Raw genomic sequence first — 18,373 nt, 5'->3', positions numbered from 1 at the left:
ATCCATGCGTGTCATGACCGGTCTGCTGTGCTCGCTCGCACTGGCGGCGAACCTCGCCCACGCGCAGGCGAATTGTGCCGACGCGACGGATCAGGCGGCGATGACGGCGTGCGCCGATCGCGCGTACAAGAAAACCGACGGGGAACTGAACCGGACGTACCAGGCCGTCACCGCGCGCCTGCGCGATACGCGGCCGCTCGCCGACAAACTCGTGAATGCGCAGCGTGCGTGGATCGCGTACCGCGATGCCGAATGCAGCTTCTCCAGCGCGAACGCCGAGGGCGGCAGCGTGTATCCGATGGTCGTGTCGACCTGCCTCGACGATCTGACGAAAGCCCGTACCGAAACGCTGAAGGGCTATCTGTCGTGCGAGGAAGGCGATCTCGCGTGCCCCGTGCCGGCCAAGTAAGCGGGTAAGCGGGGTACTCCGTACGGCCGCAGGCCGTGCGGCCGGCGGCACCTGAGATCCAGCCGGGGCGGGGCGTCGTCCGTTACACGTCGTCCGTTACACGTCGTCCGTTACACGTCGTCCGTTTCGTCGAGCAGCTTGTGCCGCATCGCGTAACGCACCAGCGCCGCTTCGTGCGGCATCTGCATCTTTTCCAGGATCCGCGTCTTGTAGGTGCTGACCGTCTTCGCGCTCACGCACAGCGCGTTGGCGATCTCCGTCAGCGTCTGGCCGGCGGCGATCCGCCGGAACACGTCGAATTCGCGGTCGGACAGCCGCTGGTGCGGCAGCGTCTCGGCCGGCTCGTTCAGGCTCTGCGCGAACTGCTCGGCCATCGCGAGGCTCACGTAGACGCCGCCTGACGCGACCTTCGTGACCGCGCCGACCAGTTCGGCGCTCGCGCTTTCCTTCGTCAGATACCCGGACGCGCCGGCGCGGAACGCGCGCACCGCGTATTGCTGCTCCGCGTGCATGGTCAGCACGAGGACGCGCAGCGCGGGCTTCTCGTCCTTGATCTGCTTGATCAGCTCGACGCCGTTGCGGCCCGGCATCGACAGGTCGAGCACGAGCACCTGCGCGGGCGTGGCGCGCACGAGCGCGATCGTCGACGGGCCGTCGCAGGCTTCGCCGGCCACCTCGAATCCGGTGGCGTTCTGGAGGATGTGCCGCAGACCGTCGCGTACGAGCGTATGGTCGTCGGCGATGAGCACCTTGATCATGTGATGAGCGTTTCCTGTTGGACGGTACTGAGCGGGAGCGCGACGGTGATCGAGAAACCGCGCGCGAGCGCGGTGTCGATCGTCACGCTGCCGCCCAGCATGTGGGCGCGTTCGCGAATGCCGATCAGGCCGAACGATTTGTCTTCATGGGCCGGGCCGCCGGGCGCCGAGCCGCGGCCGTTGTCCGCGACACGCAACACGCAGAAGCCTTCCTCGACGTCGAGCCGCAGCGCGACGCGCGTCGCATCCGCGTGGCGCGCGACGTTCGTCAGCGCTTCCTGGACGATCCGGAACAACGTGGTCGCGCCCGCGCTGGTGAACGTGAGCCCGCCGGTTTCGATGTGCCGCTCGACATCGATCCCGTAGCGGTTCGTGAAATCGTTCGCGAGCCATTCGATCGCCGGCACGAGGCCGAGATCGTCGAGCATCACGGGCCGCAGGTCGGCCGCGATGCGCCGCACCGACGCGACCGTCGCGTCGATCAGCCGTCGCATGCCCTGCAGGTGCGTCTGCACGTCTTCGTCGGGTTGCGTGCGACCTGGCACGCGCAGCTGCTGTTCGACCACCGACAGATCCATCTTCAGCGCGGTGAGCTGCTGGCCGAGGTCGTCGTGCAGTTCGCGCGCGATGCGGGTCTTTTCCTCTTCGCGCACGTTCTGCAGGTTCGCCGACAGTTCGCGCAATTCCTCGCGCGACTGCTTGAGCGCGTTATCGGCGCGCTGCCGCTCGGTGATGTCGCGCAGCATCACCGTATAGAGCTTGCCCGACGCGTCGCGGATCTGCGAGATCGACGCCTCGATGGGGAATTCCTCGCCGTTGGCGCGCAACCCGAACAGCACCCGCTGGCGGCCCATCTGGCGCTCGGACACGCCCGTCACGCCGAACTGGTCGACGTGCTTGGCGTGCGCGGCGCGGAACCGCTCGGGGATGAAGCGCGACAGCGGCGCACCGATCGCCTCCATCGCGGATACGCCGAACACCTGCTCGGCCATCGGATTGAAGATCACGACCGTCTGTTTTTCGTCGATCGTGATGATCGCTTCCATCGACGAACGGATGATGCCCATCATCCGCGCCTCGTTGAGGATGCCGCGGCTGCTCGCGCCCGGATCGGCGGCGGAGCGGCCGCGCAGCAGCGCATGGATCAGCACCGCGAACGCGATCGACGCGATCAGGCCCGCGGCGAGCACGGTGCCGGCCGCGCGCTGCGCGCCGGTGGCGCTCGGGCGGCCGTCCGCGGAATACGCGAGCGTCAGCACGGTACCGCCGAAATTCAGCTCGTCGGTGCGCCGCATCAGGTCGGGCGATGCCGACGCCTCGTCGGTCGTCGTTTCGACGCTGACGATCGCGCGCCGATCGCCGCCGGCGGTGATCCACACGTCGATCCCGCGTTCCGCGTCGAGCGCACGCTCGACCAGGCGCCGCGGGCTCAACGCCGCGAACAGCACGCCGTCGGCGCCGGTTTCGCGCAGGCCGGGCGGTGCGGCGGCCGCATGCGGCGACGCGGCGACCGGCAGGAACAGCGTGAAGGTGCGGGCGTCGCGGGACGTGTCGTCGTCGGCCGGGTGGACGCCGAGCGCGACGTCGCCCGTCTGCAGCGCGCGCGTGAGCGGCGCCGCATCGGACGCGCCGAAGCGCACGACCGGTGAATTCGACGCCGGTGCGCTGAGCGCGGCGGTCGCGAGCGTGCCGGCCGGCATCGGCTTCGCGCCGGCGAGGGCGGTGCGCGCCGCGGGCGGCAGCGGCACATAGCCGATCTGGCGGACCGGCGAGCGGCCGCTGTCGAGGTCGAGCATCTCCGCATACCGGCGCCATTGTTCGGGCGTCATGCCCGGGACGAGGTTGAACGCGCCGCGCGCGCCTTCGAGCACGGCCGCGCCGGATTGCAGCTCGTGGCGGAGCATGGCTGTCACATGCGTCGTGCGGCGTTCGAAACGCGTGTGGACGGCGCCTTGCCACTGCTCGCGCACGAGCAGCGCGACGCCGAGCGACAGCACGGCGCCGGCGCACAGGGCAACGACGCTGGACGCGAGCGGCTGGCGTAACATGGTCTGGAGGCGCGTGGGCCCTCGGGTGTCACGCGTCGGGGTTCCACTTGCGGTCATTCGATTGGCATTCTGTTGTCAGGGGCCGCCCCCTGGCACCGGGAGCGGCACAGCAAAACCGGGCGAAACTCGCACCGGCTGCGCGCAACGTCTAATTTCAAGATGAAATTGTGCGCGATTTACATGTTTTTTGTAATGGGGTCACTGGAAATTGCGGCAACCGGCGTGAAGCAGCGGGCGCGCCGGCCGCGCTTGACGCGCATCAACGGGCGCGTCGGCACGTGGGGCAGACTGTTCGGCAGGCCATCCGGCATCGGGCCGGGTGGCGATGACGGGCCGCCGTCGCGCGACGCGCGATGCGTGCCCGGTCGGAGGGACGGACCATGTACAAGCGGATTTTCGTCGGGCTCGACGGCAGCCCGAGCGCGCGTCTCGCGCTGAACGAGGCGATCCGGATCGCGGCGGCGTCCGGCGGCGACGTGACCTGCGCGTATGTCGTCGAGCACCGGCCGCAGCTCGTCGACGTCGATGCGGGCTTCGCGGCCGCGCGCGAGGGCGAGGCGGCCGCGACCGATGCCGTGACGCCGGTGCTCGACGAGGCGAAAGCAGTGCTTGCGCAGGCGCATGTATCGGGCACCGTGCGCGCGCTCGACGCGTACGGCGAGGATGTCGCCACCGTGCTGATGCGCACGGCGGCCGAAGCCGATGCCGACCTGATCGTGATGGGCACGAGCGGGCGGCATGGCCTGCGCCGGCTGCTGCTCGGCAGTGTCGCCGAATCGCTGCTGCGCGCGGCCGACCGGCCCGTGCTGCTGGTGCGGCACAGCGAGACCGGCACGTCGGCGGCTGCGTGACGCACGCGGCAACGCACCGACGTTGACGCACGCACGGTCGCGGGCGGCGGTCGTCTCGCGCATTCGTAGGATGACGGCCTGATGAAACGGAAACGCCCCGCGCACGGCGGGTGAGCGCGACTGCCGCTGCCGACACATCGACCGCGCGAGGGCGGCACGCCCGGTGTCCCCCCGCGCGCGATCGCGTGCCGGCGGTTGCATCCCGACATGCAGTTCTGGCAGCATCGACCGGTGTCCGCTTGTTCGCCGCGCGCATGGCCGCGGCGATCGACGCAGCAGCATCCGGCGATAGGCGACCGCGTTCGCGATGAGCGAGGCGACGCCGTCCGCCGGGTGCCCGGTTCCTTACCTTACCGACGTCATCCGCCATGCCGATATCCGCGACCGACCTGATTCGCCAGTTCGACCTGCAGCCGCATCCCGAAGGCGGCTATTTCCGCGAAACCTACCGTGCGGCCGATTCGGTCGTGCGTCCGGCCGACGGCGCGCCACGCGCCGCGTCGACCGCGATCTATTACCTGTTGTGCGACGGCGCATATTCGTCGTGGCACCGGATCCGTTCCGACGAAGTCTGGCATTTCTACGCGGGTGACCCGATCGAAGTGTGGGTGCTCGACGAGCGCGACGGGCTGACGATCCACCGGCTCGGCAACCCGCTCACGCATCCGGGCACCGTGTTCCAGGCGGTCGTGCGGGCCGGGCGCTGGTTCGGCGCGCGCTGCGCGTTGCCGGAGCATGTCGCGCTCGTCGGCTGCACGGTGGCGCCGGGCTTCGAGTTCGCGGAATTCGAGCTGGCCGACGCGGCCGCGCTGGCCGCCGCGTTTCCCGATTACTCGGAACACGTCGGGCAACTTGCCCAGCGCACCGACATGTGACTGTCACGGCGGCGCCACCCCGGGGCGCGAAGCCCGTGCCGATGGTGCGTGTTCCGCGCGGCCGCGGCCAAACCCGTTTAGAATGCCGTGGTGCATCGGGTCGGCCGCGGGCGTGCCGCGGCGGCCGTTGCCCAGCGGTGCCGACGGCCCTCGTCGCACGGCTGCATGCCTTCCAGGAGCGCCGCCGTGTGGCACTTTCCCATCGCTATTCCATCGTCGCTCGGCCCGTGGGCCGTGTTCGCGAGCGTGTTGATCACGCAGCTCGGCGTGCCGGTGCCGGCCGTGCCGATGCTGATTCTCGGCGGCACGATGGCGGCAATGGGGCAGGCGTCCTGGGTCAGCATGTTCGCGGCGGCGATCGGCGCGACGATGCTGGCCGATTCGCTGTGGTTCTTCATGGGCCGCACGCGTGGCCGGCGCCTGTTGAACGGCCTCGTGCGCTTCTCGCTGTCGCTCGACACGACACTGCGTTTCGCACGTAACGTCTTCGAAAGATACGGCGCACCGCTGCTGGTGCTGTCCAAATTCCTGCCGGGCCTCGGCCTCGTGTCGGCGCCGCTGCTCGGCACGACCGCGATCGGCGTCGGCGTGTTCCTGTTCTGGGACCTGGCCGGCGCATCGCTGTGGGCCGCGTTCTGGCTGGTCGGCGGTGCGGCCATTCACGACCAGATCGTCCAGTTCGTGCTGTGGGTGCGCGCGAGCGGCGGCACGATCCTCGATGCATTCCTCGCGATCTTCATCACGTTCCTGCTGTACCGCTGGGTGCGTCGCGTGCAGTTCCGCCGCTATCTCGCGCAAGTGCGCATCTCGCCGCCGCAGCTCGTCGAAATGATGACGTCGGACGAGCCGCCGCTGATCTTCGACGCGCGGCCGAAAGCAATTCGCGAGCGCGAACCGTACCGGATCGCCGGCGCGGTGCCGGTCGATCTCGATTCGCCGGACCTGCTCGATCCGGAGATGCTGAAGCGGCCGATCGTCGTGTATTGCGTGTGCCCGAACGAAGCCACCGCGAAGCGCCTGATCGCGAAGATGCAGCGCAAGAAGATGATCCACAACATCCGCGCGCTGAAGGGCGGCCTCGATGCGTGGGAAAAGCACGGCTATCCGGTCGAGCCGATGCCGGCCGATCTCGATGCGTCGCGGTATTTCGTGCGGCCGGATCACGGTGCGATCGAAGGCGAATATACGGTGCGCGCGACACTGTCGAAATAAATCCAAGCGCGAGCGTCGCGCGCATTCGGATTCCACTACCGGTTTCACGCCCCGCGATTTTTACGAAAATCGACTGGCGTGAAACGGCTTATCCTCCCTATAATCCCGCCTGCATAATGCGTGCGCCTGATTGCGCACCTTCGACGCGTGTTCGTTCGCGCCGAAAGCGATTGATCCCGTCGCCGTCCGTTACGCGCACAGCCGCGTCGAACGGGCCGCGCGGGCGTATTCCGTGAAAGGCCCGATCCGTTTTCCGGATTGTTTCGGAACATACGGATAATCGGCGGCGATTCCCATCGGATTGACGCAACATCCGTGTCGTTTCTAATTCAGAAAACGACGGCGGAGATTATTTCGTTTTCGGCATGCCGGGATCGGCATGAACGGTCGCGCATTGATATCGACAATGACGGCGGCCCATTCGCGGTTGCCAGGAGACGGACTTGAAACAACCAGAAGACCAGTTGCATCGAGGGCTGGAAGAGCGGCACATCAACCTGATGGCGCTCGGCGCGACGATCGGCGTCGGCCTGTTCCTCGGCTCGGCCACCGCGATCCGCGTCGCCGGCCCGGCCATCCTGCTGACCTACCTGCTGGGCGGCATCGCGATTTTCCTGATCATGCGCGCGCTCGGCGAGATGGCGATCGCCAATCCCGTCGCCGGCGCGTTCAGCCGCTACGCGCGCGACTACCTCGGGCCGCTCGCCGGCTACCTGACCGGCTGGACCTACTGGTTCGTATGGATCGTCACCTGCATGGCGGAGATCACGGCGGTCGGCGTCTATATGCACATGTGGTTCCCTGGCGTGCCGAACTGGATCTGGGCGCTCGCGGCGCTCATGGCGATGGGCTCGGTGAACTTCATCGCGGTCAAGCTGTACGGGGAATTCGAGTTCTGGTTCGCGCTGATCAAGATCGTCACGATCGTGCTGATGATCATCGGCGGCGGGTTGATGATCGCGTTCGGCATCGGCAACGGCGGTGTCGCGATCGGCCTGTCGAACCTGTGGGCGCACGGCGGTTTCATGCCGAACGGCCTGAACGGCGTGGTCGCCGCGTTGCCGATCGTGATGTTCGCGTATCTCGGCGTCGAGATGCTCGGCCTCACCGCCGGCGAGGCGCGCAACCCGGAGAAGTCGCTGACGAAGGCGGTGAACTCGGTGTTCTGGCGCGTGCTGATTTTCTACATCGGTGCGCTGTTCGTGATCATGTCGCTGTATCCGTGGGACCAGATCGGCACTCAGGGCAGCCCGTTCGTGATGACGTTCTCGCGGCTCGGCATCCCGGCGGCGGCCGGCATCATCAACTTCGTCGTGCTGACCGCGGCGCTGTCGTCGTGCAACAGCGGCCTGTTCAGCACCGCGCGGATGCTCTACAACCTCGCGCAGCAGGGCCAGGCGCCGAGCAAGCTCGGCCAGGTCAATCGCAACGGCGTGCCGGTGTACGGCGTGATCGTGTCGGTCGCGCTGCTGCTGATCGGCGTGCTGCTCAACTATCTCGCGCCGCAGCACGTGTTCACGTGGCTCACGTCGGTGTCGACGTTCGGCGCGATCTGGACGTGGTGCGTGATCCTGATCGCGCAGATGCGCTTTCGCCGCACGCTGTCGGCCGACAAGATCGCGCGCCTGCCGATCCGCGTGCCGTTCTATCCGCTGGGTTCGTTCGTCGCGCTCGGCTTTCTCGTGCTGGTCGTCGTGCTGATGGCGTTCACGCCCGACACACGCGTCGCGCTCGTGATCGGGCCGGTCTGGATCGTCCTGCTCGGCATCACGTATGCGCTGTTCTACGCGAACCGTCCGGCGGCATCGGTGCCGACGAAGTCGTAAGCCGCACGGGCAGGGGCCCGCGCGACCCTTGATCGCGATCATGCACGCGCGGGCCGGACGACCTATGCTGAACGAATCGATTGTCCGCGTTTCGCGTGGCAACCCGCCGATCCCCGTGACCGCCGCGACCGCGGCGGTGGCCCGGCCGCCGTGCGCCGCTTCCGCGCGAAGCTCCCGTCGTCGTTCCGCGACGACGCGCACGCACGGAGGCCTTCGCCATGCAGCCTGCCCAGCCCATCCCGACGCTTGCGCGGATCGCGCTGGCCGTCGATCCGACGCCCGAATCGCTGTCCGCCGCGCGCTATGCGCGCACGCTGCTGCGCCCCGGCATGCGATTGCGCATTGTCTGCGCCATCGACAACCCGCGCCTCGTGTTGCCCGACATCCCGCGCATCGACGCACTGCTGACGTCCGCGCGCGAGGACCTGATGCGCGACGCGCAAGCCATCAACGAACGGATCGCGGCGATGTTCGCCGGCAGCGGTGTCGAGGTCGAGCAGGCCATCATCGATACGTCGGTGACGGGCGGCTCGGTGGCCGATGCCTTGGTGAGCGATACGTCGGCATGGAACGCGGACGTGCTGATGGTCGGCGCGAATCCGCATCACGGGCTGCTGCGGCTCGTCGAAGGCGCGATGTCGGACACGTTGACGACACGCGTGCGCTGCGCGTTGCTGATCGTGCCGGCAGCCTACGTACGGCCGTCGGACGGCGGCCTGCAGCGGCTGATGTTCGCGGTCGACGGCAGCGAGCCGTCGCTGCACGCGGTGCGCGTCGGGCTCGGCTTCGCGACGCCGACGACGTTGCTGTATGCGGCCTACGTGATCGATCGCGCGGTTCGTCTGACGGATATCGTGCCGGTGCGCGCGCTCGAGGATGCCTATCGCGCGGAGGGCGAGGATGCGCTCGCGAAGATCGGCCCGCTGTTCCATGCGACCGGGAACCCGAGCAAGCGCGGTGTCGTCGAAACCCGCCCGACCAGCGACGACGTCGCTCATGCGCTGATGCGCGACGCCGTGCACTGGCGCGCCGAACTGCTGGTGGTCGGCACGCATGGCAGGCGCGGCATCGCCGCCTGGCTGATCGGCAGCGTGGCGCGCCGCATAGCGCATCTCGCACAGGTGCCGGTCCTCCTCGTGCGCGGTGCCGAATAAATCGTGCGATGTCGAGAGCGAAGCAGGCTTGGCTTGACCTGCATCAGAAACGGCGTGCCTCGCGCGTGAGACATTGAAGGAACGTCCGGCGACACCGCCGGTCTGTCGTGCATGTACCGCGCAGCCACGCTGCAACACGCGTGTTGATGGCGGTGATCGACGGTGCATTCACAGCCGTGACATCAATTTCCGGAGCCGCACCGTGCGATGCACGGCGCGTCATCCGACCGAGAACTCTCTGGCACGAGGGTAGGCAGCCACGGTTGCCTTGGAGGACGGGCGGGGTGCAAGTCACCCCGTCCGCTTTCCGCGTTCGTGTTGTAGTTGGCCCCGTCTGGATTGCCTTCCCCGCAGGAATCGTCGTCATGGCCGCCGCGTCGAACGGCGCGTCATGAGGCGTGATGGCGCGCGGTGGCGTCGATGCGGATCGGTGAGGATCGCGGCAGGTGCGCCGCTCGCTGTAGTACAGGCGCGGCGTGCGTCAGGCGCTGCGACGTCGTGAGACGTTCAGCCGTTGCACGGCCCCCGCGCCGCCCAACGGCTGCCTGCATGCTCAGGTGAAGCGAACCATCGACCGCAGGTCGTGCCGTCGGCCGGGAGCGCGGCGCACCCGCGGACGCTGACGCCCGACATGCAGCGGCGCGCACGCGCTGCACATGCGGTTGCGCAGGCGGTTCGCGTGCGGCCAGCCGGGGCGCGCCTTGCGACGTGGCTCGGCATCGGCCGGCGCGTCGGGTGCGGCCCGCGCGCAGAGTGCCGCGGCGAACCGTTGCAACGCGAGCACCGAGCCCGCGACGCTCTGGTACTTTTCGCGGCCGATCTGCCCGTCGAGCGTGACGAGCAAGCCGGCCTCGCGCGCCAGCGCAAGCAAGGTGTCGATATTGTCGGACGGAAGGTTGCCCGCCGACACGGGCTGGGCAGGCAGGGCGCGCGCTTTGCCCGACGCGCGCCGCTGGCCGTCCCGGCCCGGTAAGTTGCGATGTGCCATAGTTGGTCTCCTGCGCCAGGCCCCGCATGCCGGCTCGACGGCCGGCTGAGCGATGACCCGTATGAACGTTTCGTCCATGTCACCAGTATCGTGTCGCGCCCGTGCGCTGCCAAGCAGCGCGCGCTGAAGTCGCTGTCAGGTAATGCGCGGCACCTATAGGAATCCGCTGACACGCCGGCCCGTTCATTCGGACGAATGGGGAGCGCGCGGAGGGGATCGCTTGACGCATGATTTCGGCCGGTCTAACTTGGCCAGTGCATCGGCGTCGGGCAACGTTCCATCGTTGGCCTGTGTCAGCCGGTGCCGCGCCCCGGGGTGGCGTGGCAGGGTTTCCAGTCTCGTTCGCGGGCAGTTTGCGCCGCGAATCTTGCGCGGCCGGTTCGGGGACGGATCGGCACGGCGGCACGCAACGTGCCGTTGATCGCGCACAAACATGCGCCGGCGCATCGCACGCCGCGCCGCCGTTCAGTCTTTAAGCTTCCGGTACCTTCTTCTTTTCGTTCCTCGACCGTCAGGAGTCCGTCGATGTCCAAGGACAGTTTGCTCGATTCACTCAAGGAAGCCGCCAAACAGCGTGCGATCGGTTCGGATCAGTTGCGCGCGATGCTCGACGACGAAGTCCGCGCGCTGTCGTCCGACGCGCGGGTGCACGACTACATCCACGTATTCGCGATCCGGCACCTGCGCGAACGGATGCGCCGACAGGACGATCTCCACGACGACACGCGTGCAGATGCGCCCGCGGACGCCGATCCGCGTCCGAGCCATCGCCTGTGACGGGCGAGCGCCGCGGCGGATGCGCGGACGTGACACGATCCGTGGCCGGGGCCGGGGCCGGATCCTGATCGACATTCATACGTTGATCGACAGCGAACCGGCCCGTTCCAGCGCGCTTCTTTATCGCCGTGCCCGGGATCGACGGGGCCGTCGTCGCTTCCCCAGGCGGTGCGCACACGGCGCCGCACAGCACAGTCAACCTGACGATCCGCTAACAACCTGCCTTACGTTTCGTCATACTTTCACTGAATTGTCACAGCGGTCTCAAGTAAGTGGCGCGATTGCCGTTTACCCGGTGAATTCGTCCACCGGGCGTTCGCGCTCCCTTACCGAGTCGTTGCCATGCTCTCGTCCATCCGCGCCCGCATCCTTGCCGCGTGCGTCGCCATCGTCGTATTCGCGCTGGTCGCCACCACGCTCATCAACTATTTCATCGCGCGCTCGTACAACGACGACGCGATCGACCGCAACCTGACCTCCGTCGCCAGCGGCCACGTGGTCGGGATCGCCGACTGGGTCGCCACCCGGAGCCGGATGATCGCGTCGCTGCAGGATGCCGCGCTGACGCCCGATCCGCTGCCGGTGTTCAAGCAGATGGCCACGGCCGGCGGTTTCACGAACGTCTACGCGGGCTACGCCGACAAGGCGTTCCACTTCTCCGACCCGACCGGCATTCCACCCGACTACGATCCGACCGGCCGCCCGTGGTACAAGCAGGCCGCGCAGGCCGGCAAGCCGGTCGTCACGCCGCCGTACGTCGACGCCGGCACGGGCAACCTCGTCGTCACGTTCGCGGTGCCGATCCTGCGCGATGGCGCGGTCAAGGGCGTCGTCGCGGCGGACGTCTCGATGGACACCGTGATCGCGAACGTGAAGACGATCCACCCGACGCCCGCGAGCTTCGGGATGTTGATCGACAGCAGCGGCCACGTGGTTGCCCACCCGGACGCGAAGCTCACGCTGAAGCCGGTCGCCGACGTGTCGCCCGAACTCGGCGCGACGAACGGCGCGACGATCGCGGCCGCGGCCGCGCCCGTCGAGGTGACGGTCGGCGGCGACGCGAAGCTGGTGCGCGCGCGCCCCGTGCCGGGCACGGACTGGTACGCGCTGGTGCTGCTCGACAAGAACGAAGCGACGGCCGGGATGCGCTCGCTGCTGACCGCGTCGCTGATCACGCTGCTCGTGATCGTCGGCGTGGCGTCGCTGATCATCGGCGCGATCACCGCGACCGCGTTCCGCCGCCTGTCGCAAGTGCGCCAGGCCATGGCCGCGATCGGCTCGGGCGCCGGCGACCTGACGCAGCGCCTGCCGGCCGACGGACGTGACGAAGTGGCCGACATCGCCCGCTCGTTCAACAGCTTCGTCGACAAGCTGAACGACGTGATGCGCCAGATCCGCGATGCGAGCGAATCGGTGCGCACGGCCGCGAACGAGATCGCGGCGGGCAACCAGGACCTGTCGTCGCGCACCGAATCGGCGGCGGCGAGCCTCGAGGAAACGGCCGCGTCGATGGAAGAAATCACCGCGACGGTGGGCCAATCGGCCGCCGCCGCCGGCCAGGCCGACGAACGCGCGGCGGCCGCGTCGCGGATCGCGTCGCACGGCGGCGTGGTCGTGTCGGACGTCGTTGCGACGATGGAGAAGATCGAGGAAGCCTCGGGCCGCATCGGCGACATCATCGGCGTGATCGACGGGATCGCGTTCCAGACCAACATCCTTGCGCTGAACGCGGCCGTCGAAGCGGCGCGCGCGGGCGAGCAGGGCCGCGGCTTCGCGGTCGTCGCGCAGGAAGTGCGCAGCCTCGCGCAACGCAGCGCGCAGGCCGCACGCGAAGTGAAGGTGCTGGTCGAATCGACGGTCGCGAGCGTGTCGGCCGGGTCCGGGCAGGTGCGCCAGGCGGGCGACACGATGCGCGAGATCGTGTCCAACGTATCGAACGTGACGACGATCATCTCCGAGATCACGCACGCCGCGAACGAGCAGACGCGTGGCATCCAGGAAGTGAATCGCGCGGTCACGCAGCTCGACGAAATGGTGCAGCAGAACGCGGCGCTCGTCGAACAGTCGACGGCCGCCGCGACCGCGCTGCAGTCGCAGGCGAACGCGCTGGCGACCACGGTCGGGCGGTTCAAGGTCGCTTGACGCGGCGCGCGGGAAAGACGGCCGCGCCGCTCAGGAGCGGCCGTTGTCGCGCATCAGCGCGAGCCGGTTGTAAAGCGTTTTCAGGCTGATCCCGAGCGCTTTCGCGGCGCGCGGCTTGTTGCCGTCGAAGTGGCGCAGCGTCGCCGCGATGAAGCGCTGCTGCGCATGGTGCAAGGTCGCGCCGAGCGGCAGCGCCATCGTGTTCTCCGACAGGCGCTCGGGCGGCATCGCCGGCTTCGGCAGCGTGACGTCGATGCCTTCGTCCGCCAGGATGTACGCGCGCTCGATCGTGTTGTGCAGCTCGCGGACGTTGCCGGGCCACGAATACGCGCGCAGTGCGGCGATCGCCGCGTCGGTCAGCCGCTTGTGCGCATGGTGCCGCGCGTTGAGCGCGTCGACGAATTCCAGTGCGATCGTCTCGATGTCGCTGTCGCGCTGGCGCAGCGGCGGCACGTACAGCGCGAACGCGGCGAGACGATAGAACAGGTCCTCGCGCAGCCGGCCGTCGCGCACGGCTTCGGCCGGGTTGTGGCGCGTGGCCGACACGATGCGCACGTCGAGCGCAATCGGCTCGGTGCCGCCCACCCGCACGATCACGTTCGATTCGATCGCCCGCAGCAGCTTCACCTGCAATGACGCGGGCATTTCCGCGATCTCGTCGAGCAGCAGCGTGCCGCCGCGCGCGGCTTCGAAGAACCCTTCGCGCTGCGCAATGGCACCCGTGAAGCTGCCTTTCTCGTGCCCGAACAATTGCGATTCCGCGATATCGGGCGGAATCGCGCCGCAGTTCACGGGGACGAACGGGCCGTCGCAGCGGGCACTGAGATCATGCAGCCGGCGTGCGACGATATCCTTGCCGACCCCGCTTTCGCCGGCAATCATCACGCTGGCGCGGGTCGGGGCGATCTTCTCGATGCGGCCGAGCAGCGTGCGCATCGCGGTGGACCGGCCGGACAACCGGCGGCCGTCCGCACGTTGCTTCGACCGGTTTGCGGTTTCTCCCATTGGCATGGATCGGCATGGGTGGGGCCGTTTTGAAAATCGGCACCACGCGCTCCGTTGATTGCAATATTTTCATCGACAGCGAAACGACCACGAAGGTGCCGCAAAATAGAAATTTCCAATGTACGCGGCGGGGACGGAAGAAACAGGCCATCGAGTCCTGACGCGCATCGCGGCACTCCTGTGCCATCCGGGGTCGTATCGGTGCTTTTTTACAGAATTTCGATGAAAAAGCTGGTCATGACCAACGTGCGTTGATGCAGCGCGCGACACCGGCCGGTGCTCAACCGGTTACGGCACACCCGACAGACGGAGTCAGGCAGGCAGCCATCCTGCGATACGCGCCGGGCATGCCGCTTGCGGATGCCATCAGGCTCGCCCGGCACGCTCGACGGCAGGCCGGATGGTCGACTTGCGGCATGACGCCGTGCGACCGGAGCCGGCGCGAGGCAAGGATGCAATGAGGACCCTGACCCGTGAGCTGTTACGGCAGGGTGCATGGATCGTGCTGGCCGTCGGGCTGGCGTCCGCGCTGCAGGCGTGGGCGGTTCGCGTCGTCGGCGAGCACGCGCCATTTGCGCCGCTGCCCTTTTATGCAGGCGTTGCGGCTGCCGCCTGGCTGACGTCGTTCGGCGGGGGGCTGGTCGCGGCCGCGTTGAGCGTGGCCGTGATCGGCACGCTGTGGTGGCGCGATGCGCCGCTGGCCGCGCTGCTCGTACAAGCCGGTGCGTTCGTCGCGATCAGCTTCGTCGAGTGCGTGCTCGTGATGGCCGTGAAGCCGCTGCTCGCGAACGATCGCCTGCGCGAACCCGATGACAGCGGCAACGCCGACGCCCGCGAGCCGCATCGCGAACCGGCGCCGGTCGCACCTGTGCCGGTACCCGACGACCGCCTGCTGCGCCGTGTGGTCGACGCTTCGCCCGACGCGATCGTCGGGGTCGATGCCGCACGCCGGATCACGAGCTGGAATCCGGCCGCGCGCCGGATCTTCGGCATCGACGCGGCGCAGGCCGCCGGGCGCGACGTCGCCGCGATGATCGCGCCGCGCTGGTTGCGCCGCCATCCGTTGCCCGCATCGTTCGCGAACCTGCACGCGCCGGTCGGTCCGCTCGACGTGCTGTGCGTGCGACGCGACGGGAGCCGTTTTCGGGCGACCTTCGCCGCCTCGCCGATGGTCGATGCGCAGGGCAACTGCACGGGCCTGTCGATGACGCTGCGCGACGCGCACGAACGACGCCGCGACGAGCGGCGCAACCTGCGCTCGCTGCGCGGCGCACGCGACGCACGCGCCCAGGCGGACACGTCGAACCGGCTGAAGGACGAACTGCTGGCCACGGTGTCGCACGAGCTGCGCACGCCGCTGAACGTGATCTACGGCTGGGTCGAGGTGCTGCGCAACATCGACGGCCAGGGGCTCGCGCAACAGGCCGTCGACGCGATCGATCGCAGCGCGCGGTCGCTGTCGCACATGGTGGCCGACCTGCTCGACGCGTCGTCGCTCGCGACCGGCCGGTTGCGCCTCGAGCGCGTGCCGGTCGATCTCGTGCGGATCGTGCGCGATGCCACGCGTGAACTCGACGCAACGGCACGGGCGAGCGGGCTCGAGCTGTCGACCCACTACGCGATGCCGACCTGCGTGATTCCGGCGGACCGCGAGCGCGTGCGCCAGCTCCTGTCGAACCTGTTGTCGAATGCGATCAAGTTCACGCCGCCGGGCGGGCGCATCGTCGTGGCGCTGGCCCGGGCAGGCGAGCGCGTGCGGCTGTCGGTCGCCGATACGGGGCAGGGCATTGCGCCGGAATACCTGCCGCACCTGTTCGAGACGTTCAGCCGGCCCGAACGCGCATTCGCGTCGCCGGAGCGCGGCCTCGGGCTCGGCCTGTCGATCGTGCGCCACATCGCGCAGCTGCACGGCGGCGATGTCGTGGCGACGAGCGCGGGCACCGGGCGCGGGACGACCGTCACGGTCACGCTGCCGGCTGGCTGGGACATCGACGATCCGGCCGACAACCTGCTGCACGCGGCGGCCACGCCGGAGCCGGTGACGCTCGACGGCCAGCGCGTGCTCGTCGTCGACGACGACGCGACATCGCGCGCGAGCCTCGCCGCGGCCCTCGAAACGATGGGCGCGCAGGTATCGACCGCGCAGTCGGGACACGACGCGCTCGACGCGGTGGAGCGGCAGGCGCCGAACGTCGTGCTGTCGGATCTCGCCATGCCGGACGGTGACGGCTTCTGGCTGCTCGACCGCATCCGTCATTTGCCGGGCAGCAGCGGGCATCTGCCCGTCGTCGCGGTCACGGCCCACGCCGGCAACGCCGACCGGCACCGCGTGATGGCGGCCGGGTTCGACGCGTATCTGCGCAAGCCGGTGGACATGCCGACGCTGGCGAGCGTGATCGCCGATGTCGCGCCGGACGCCGCGCACGATCGGAAAGGGCGCGGCCGCTAGCAGCCGGCGTGGCGGCTCGCCCGGTCATGACGAAGGGAGGCGGCGCGATGGGCGCAACGGCGCCCGCGCGGCCGGCCCGCTCCGTCGCGACACACGGAGGTCCGGATGAACACGAATCGAATTCATCGGCCGGCGGCGATCATGCTGGCCGCGAGCGTCGGCGCATCGATCGCCGTACTCGCTCATGCGCAGGCGTTACCCGCTTCGTCGGCCCAGGTCGCGCCGGGCGTCATCCGCCCCGGCACGACGCCCGACGAGGCCGGCATGACCCAGCGGCCGACCGGCATCGATGTCGAATTCATCGACAAGGCCGGCATGATCGGCAAGGTGGAGCGGCAGGCCAGCCAGCTCGCGCTCGATCGCTCGTCGAACCCCAACGTGAAGGCGTTCGCGCGCCGGATGGTCGACGATCACGAACGGCTCGCCGCCGAATTGCGGGAGCTTGGCGCGACCAAGGGCGTACCGGTCCAGTCGCGGATGCTCGTCGATCCGGCCGTGACCGCGTTGCGAACCAAGGAAGGTCATGCGTTCGACACGGCCTATGTCGCGCTGGCGGGCCCGCGCGCGCATGAAGAAGCGATCCGGCTCTACGAAACAGAGGCGCGCGTTGGCCGCGATCCGCAGCTTCGCGCGTTCGCGGCCAACGCGTTGCCGACGCTGAAGGCGCACCTGACCGCCGCCCGGCAACTCGCGCAGACGGTGGCGGCCGCACACTGAGCGCCGATCCGCGTTACCGCTTGCCGCCGTCAGGGCTTTCCGGCGCTTCGGGGCCGCCCGGCGACGCCTCGTACGGCGGCGAGTCGAGCGCCGTTTCGCCTTCCTCGATCAGCCAGTACGGCGAACTGCCGTAGTACGCATGCAGCGCCTCGGCCCACGCCGGATCGGCCATGGCGGGCCAGCGGTCCCTGCCGAAGCCGGGGGCTTCGCGCACGCGTTCGGTGGCGACGGGCAACACGAAGCAGCGGCGCTCGACGTCGAGCACGAGCACGTTCCACGGCACCGCGAGCAGCTTGTCGCCGCTCCCGGGCGGGTTGCCCGCCGACACGACCGCATACGCGATCCGGCCGGAGCGCACGTCGAGCATGATGTCGGCGATCTGGCCGATGTCGTCGCCGTCCATCGTCAGCACGCGATCGCCTTCGAGCGTGCGGGCGGCCATCACGTCGGGCCCCGGCCCGCCGCCGGTCGTGCGGCGATTGCCGCCGACGATGCGCGTGTCGTCACGCGACGGTCTGTCCGTTGTCATCGAACACCTCCTGGTCGAAGCGGCACCCGGGCGGGCCACGCGGTATCAACGGGCGCCGGTCAACGCCGGCGCGGCAGCGACACGTCCTCGAGCGTATTGGCCAGCTCGTCGCGCTCGGGGCCGCCGGCGCGCGTCGCGATGTCGCCGAGCGACACGATGCCGACCAGCCGCCGGTTGCGGTCGAGCACCGGCATCCGATGCAACTGCACGTCGGCCATCCGCTGCTGGACGTCGCCGACACCGTCGTCCTCGACGCACCACTGCACGGGTTGGGACGCGACCGCCTGCACGGGCGTATCGGACGAATGGCCGTGCGACAGTCCGCGCACCGCGAGGTCGCGGTCGGTCACGATCGCGACGAGTTCGGCGCCGTCGCAAACGGGCAGCACGCCGATATCGAAGCGCCGCATCAGTTCGGCCGCGTGGCGAATCGTGTCGGTCGGCGCGACGCACACCACGTCGCGCGACATGATCTCGGTGACGCGATACATGAACGTCTCCTTCGTGAGCAAGACTATCGGGGAGCAGAAGGCGTGCCGCGCGCGGGCCGCACACGCCGGGCCTGGCCGGCGAGGCGACGGAGAAATTTGCCAGCCCGCTTGTACATCTTCCACGGCGACAGCCGCGAGCGGG

The 18,373-nt window shown here is 68.8% G+C and carries 15 protein-coding genes and 1 pseudogene; 10 read left to right on the top strand and 6 right to left on the bottom strand.

The annotated features are described in order from the left end of the window. Positions 1 to 4 precede the first annotated feature (4 nt). Complete coding sequence (locus CFB43_RS24975; protein WP_089497001.1) at positions 5 to 409, top strand: lysozyme inhibitor LprI family protein; 405 nt, start codon at positions 5 to 7, stop codon at positions 407 to 409. 110 nt (positions 410 to 519) lie between these two features. On the opposite strand, the gene CFB43_RS24970 is transcribed toward CFB43_RS24975, so the two are convergent. Together CFB43_RS24970 and CFB43_RS24965 are read right to left on the bottom strand one after the other, a co-directional pair. Further along, positions 520 to 1,167: a response regulator gene (locus tag CFB43_RS24970; protein ID WP_006483707.1), complete on the bottom strand. Its 648-nt coding sequence runs from the start codon at positions 1,165 to 1,167 to the stop codon at positions 520 to 522. Further along, a complete protein-coding gene (locus tag CFB43_RS24965) occupies positions 1,164 to 3,272 on the bottom strand; it encodes a PAS domain-containing sensor histidine kinase (protein WP_089497000.1) in 2,109 nt (702 codons plus the stop codon). The genes CFB43_RS24970 and CFB43_RS24965 overlap by 4 nt, the downstream gene beginning before the upstream one ends. Positions 3,273 to 3,595: 323 nt before the next feature. Here CFB43_RS24965 and CFB43_RS24960 point away from each other — a divergent pair, with 323 nt between their 5' ends. The 5 genes from CFB43_RS24960 (at position 3,596) to CFB43_RS24935 (ending at position 9,133) form a co-directional block, all read left to right on the top strand. Then, positions 3,596 to 4,066 (top strand): universal stress protein, encoded by a 471-nt coding sequence (locus tag CFB43_RS24960; RefSeq protein ID WP_089496999.1) that lies wholly within the window; start codon positions 3,596 to 3,598, stop codon positions 4,064 to 4,066. Positions 4,067 to 4,434: 368 nt separating this feature from the next. Next, positions 4,435 to 4,941, top strand: coding sequence for a cupin domain-containing protein (locus CFB43_RS24955; protein ID WP_089496998.1), 507 nt, complete (start codon positions 4,435 to 4,437; stop codon positions 4,939 to 4,941). 186 nt (positions 4,942 to 5,127) lie between these two features. Further along, positions 5,128 to 6,153 (top strand): DedA family protein/thiosulfate sulfurtransferase GlpE, encoded by a 1,026-nt coding sequence (locus tag CFB43_RS24950; RefSeq protein ID WP_041493311.1) that lies wholly within the window; start codon positions 5,128 to 5,130, stop codon positions 6,151 to 6,153. Positions 6,154 to 6,596: 443 nt separating this feature from the next. After that, on the top strand, positions 6,597 to 7,979 hold the full coding sequence (locus tag CFB43_RS24940) for an amino acid permease (RefSeq protein WP_089496997.1): 1,383 nt from the start codon (positions 6,597 to 6,599) through the stop codon (positions 7,977 to 7,979). 218 nt (positions 7,980 to 8,197) lie between these two features. Beyond that, complete coding sequence (locus CFB43_RS24935) at positions 8,198 to 9,133, top strand: universal stress protein (RefSeq protein ID WP_089496996.1); 936 nt, start codon at positions 8,198 to 8,200, stop codon at positions 9,131 to 9,133. 553 nt (positions 9,134 to 9,686) lie between these two features. Here the strand turns inward: CFB43_RS24935 and CFB43_RS24930 are convergent. Continuing rightward, entirely contained in the window at positions 9,687 to 10,121 is a 435-nt protein-coding gene (locus CFB43_RS24930; protein ID WP_089496995.1) for a hypothetical protein, read from the bottom strand. 525 nt (positions 10,122 to 10,646) lie between these two features. On the opposite strand from CFB43_RS24930, the gene CFB43_RS24925 reads away from it, so the two are divergent. Beyond that, the gene (locus CFB43_RS24925; RefSeq protein WP_089427514.1) at positions 10,647 to 10,898 is read left to right on the top strand and encodes a DUF3562 domain-containing protein; all 252 of its coding nucleotides are present in this window, start codon (positions 10,647 to 10,649) and stop codon (positions 10,896 to 10,898) included. Positions 10,899 to 11,240: 342 nt separating this feature from the next. Continuing rightward, a complete protein-coding gene (locus tag CFB43_RS24920) occupies positions 11,241 to 13,040 on the top strand; it encodes a methyl-accepting chemotaxis protein (protein WP_089496994.1) in 1,800 nt (599 codons plus the stop codon). 30 nt (positions 13,041 to 13,070) lie between these two features. Here CFB43_RS24920 and CFB43_RS24915 read toward each other — a convergent pair. Then, a pseudogene (locus CFB43_RS24915) lies at positions 13,071 to 14,118 on the bottom strand (sigma-54 interaction domain-containing protein). A 384-nt stretch (positions 14,119 to 14,502) separates the two neighbouring features. On the opposite strand from CFB43_RS24915, the gene CFB43_RS24910 reads away from it, so the two are divergent. Further along, positions 14,503 to 16,494: a hybrid sensor histidine kinase/response regulator gene (locus CFB43_RS24910; RefSeq protein WP_089496992.1), complete on the top strand. Its 1,992-nt coding sequence runs from the start codon at positions 14,503 to 14,505 to the stop codon at positions 16,492 to 16,494. Positions 16,495 to 16,599: 105 nt separating this feature from the next. Beyond that, complete coding sequence (locus CFB43_RS24905) at positions 16,600 to 17,211, top strand: DUF4142 domain-containing protein (protein WP_089496991.1); 612 nt, start codon at positions 16,600 to 16,602, stop codon at positions 17,209 to 17,211. 13 nt (positions 17,212 to 17,224) lie between these two features. Here the strand turns inward: CFB43_RS24905 and CFB43_RS24900 are convergent, their stop codons facing one another. Together CFB43_RS24900 and CFB43_RS24895 are read right to left on the bottom strand one after the other, a co-directional pair. Next, entirely contained in the window at positions 17,225 to 17,740 is a 516-nt protein-coding gene (locus CFB43_RS24900; protein ID WP_089496990.1) for a PRC-barrel domain-containing protein, read from the bottom strand. Between the two features lie 59 nt (positions 17,741 to 17,799). Continuing rightward, positions 17,800 to 18,231 carry a CBS domain-containing protein gene (locus CFB43_RS24895; protein WP_089442497.1) on the bottom strand — a complete coding sequence of 144 codons (432 nt, stop codon included), beginning with the start codon at positions 18,229 to 18,231 and terminating at the stop codon, positions 17,800 to 17,802. Positions 18,232 to 18,373: the final 142 nt, after the last annotated feature.

The organism is Burkholderia sp. AU15512, assembly GCF_002223325.1.
GTDB lineage: Bacteria > Pseudomonadota > Gammaproteobacteria > Burkholderiales > Burkholderiaceae > Burkholderia.
This window is presented reverse-complemented; position numbering and strand designations above follow the sequence as displayed.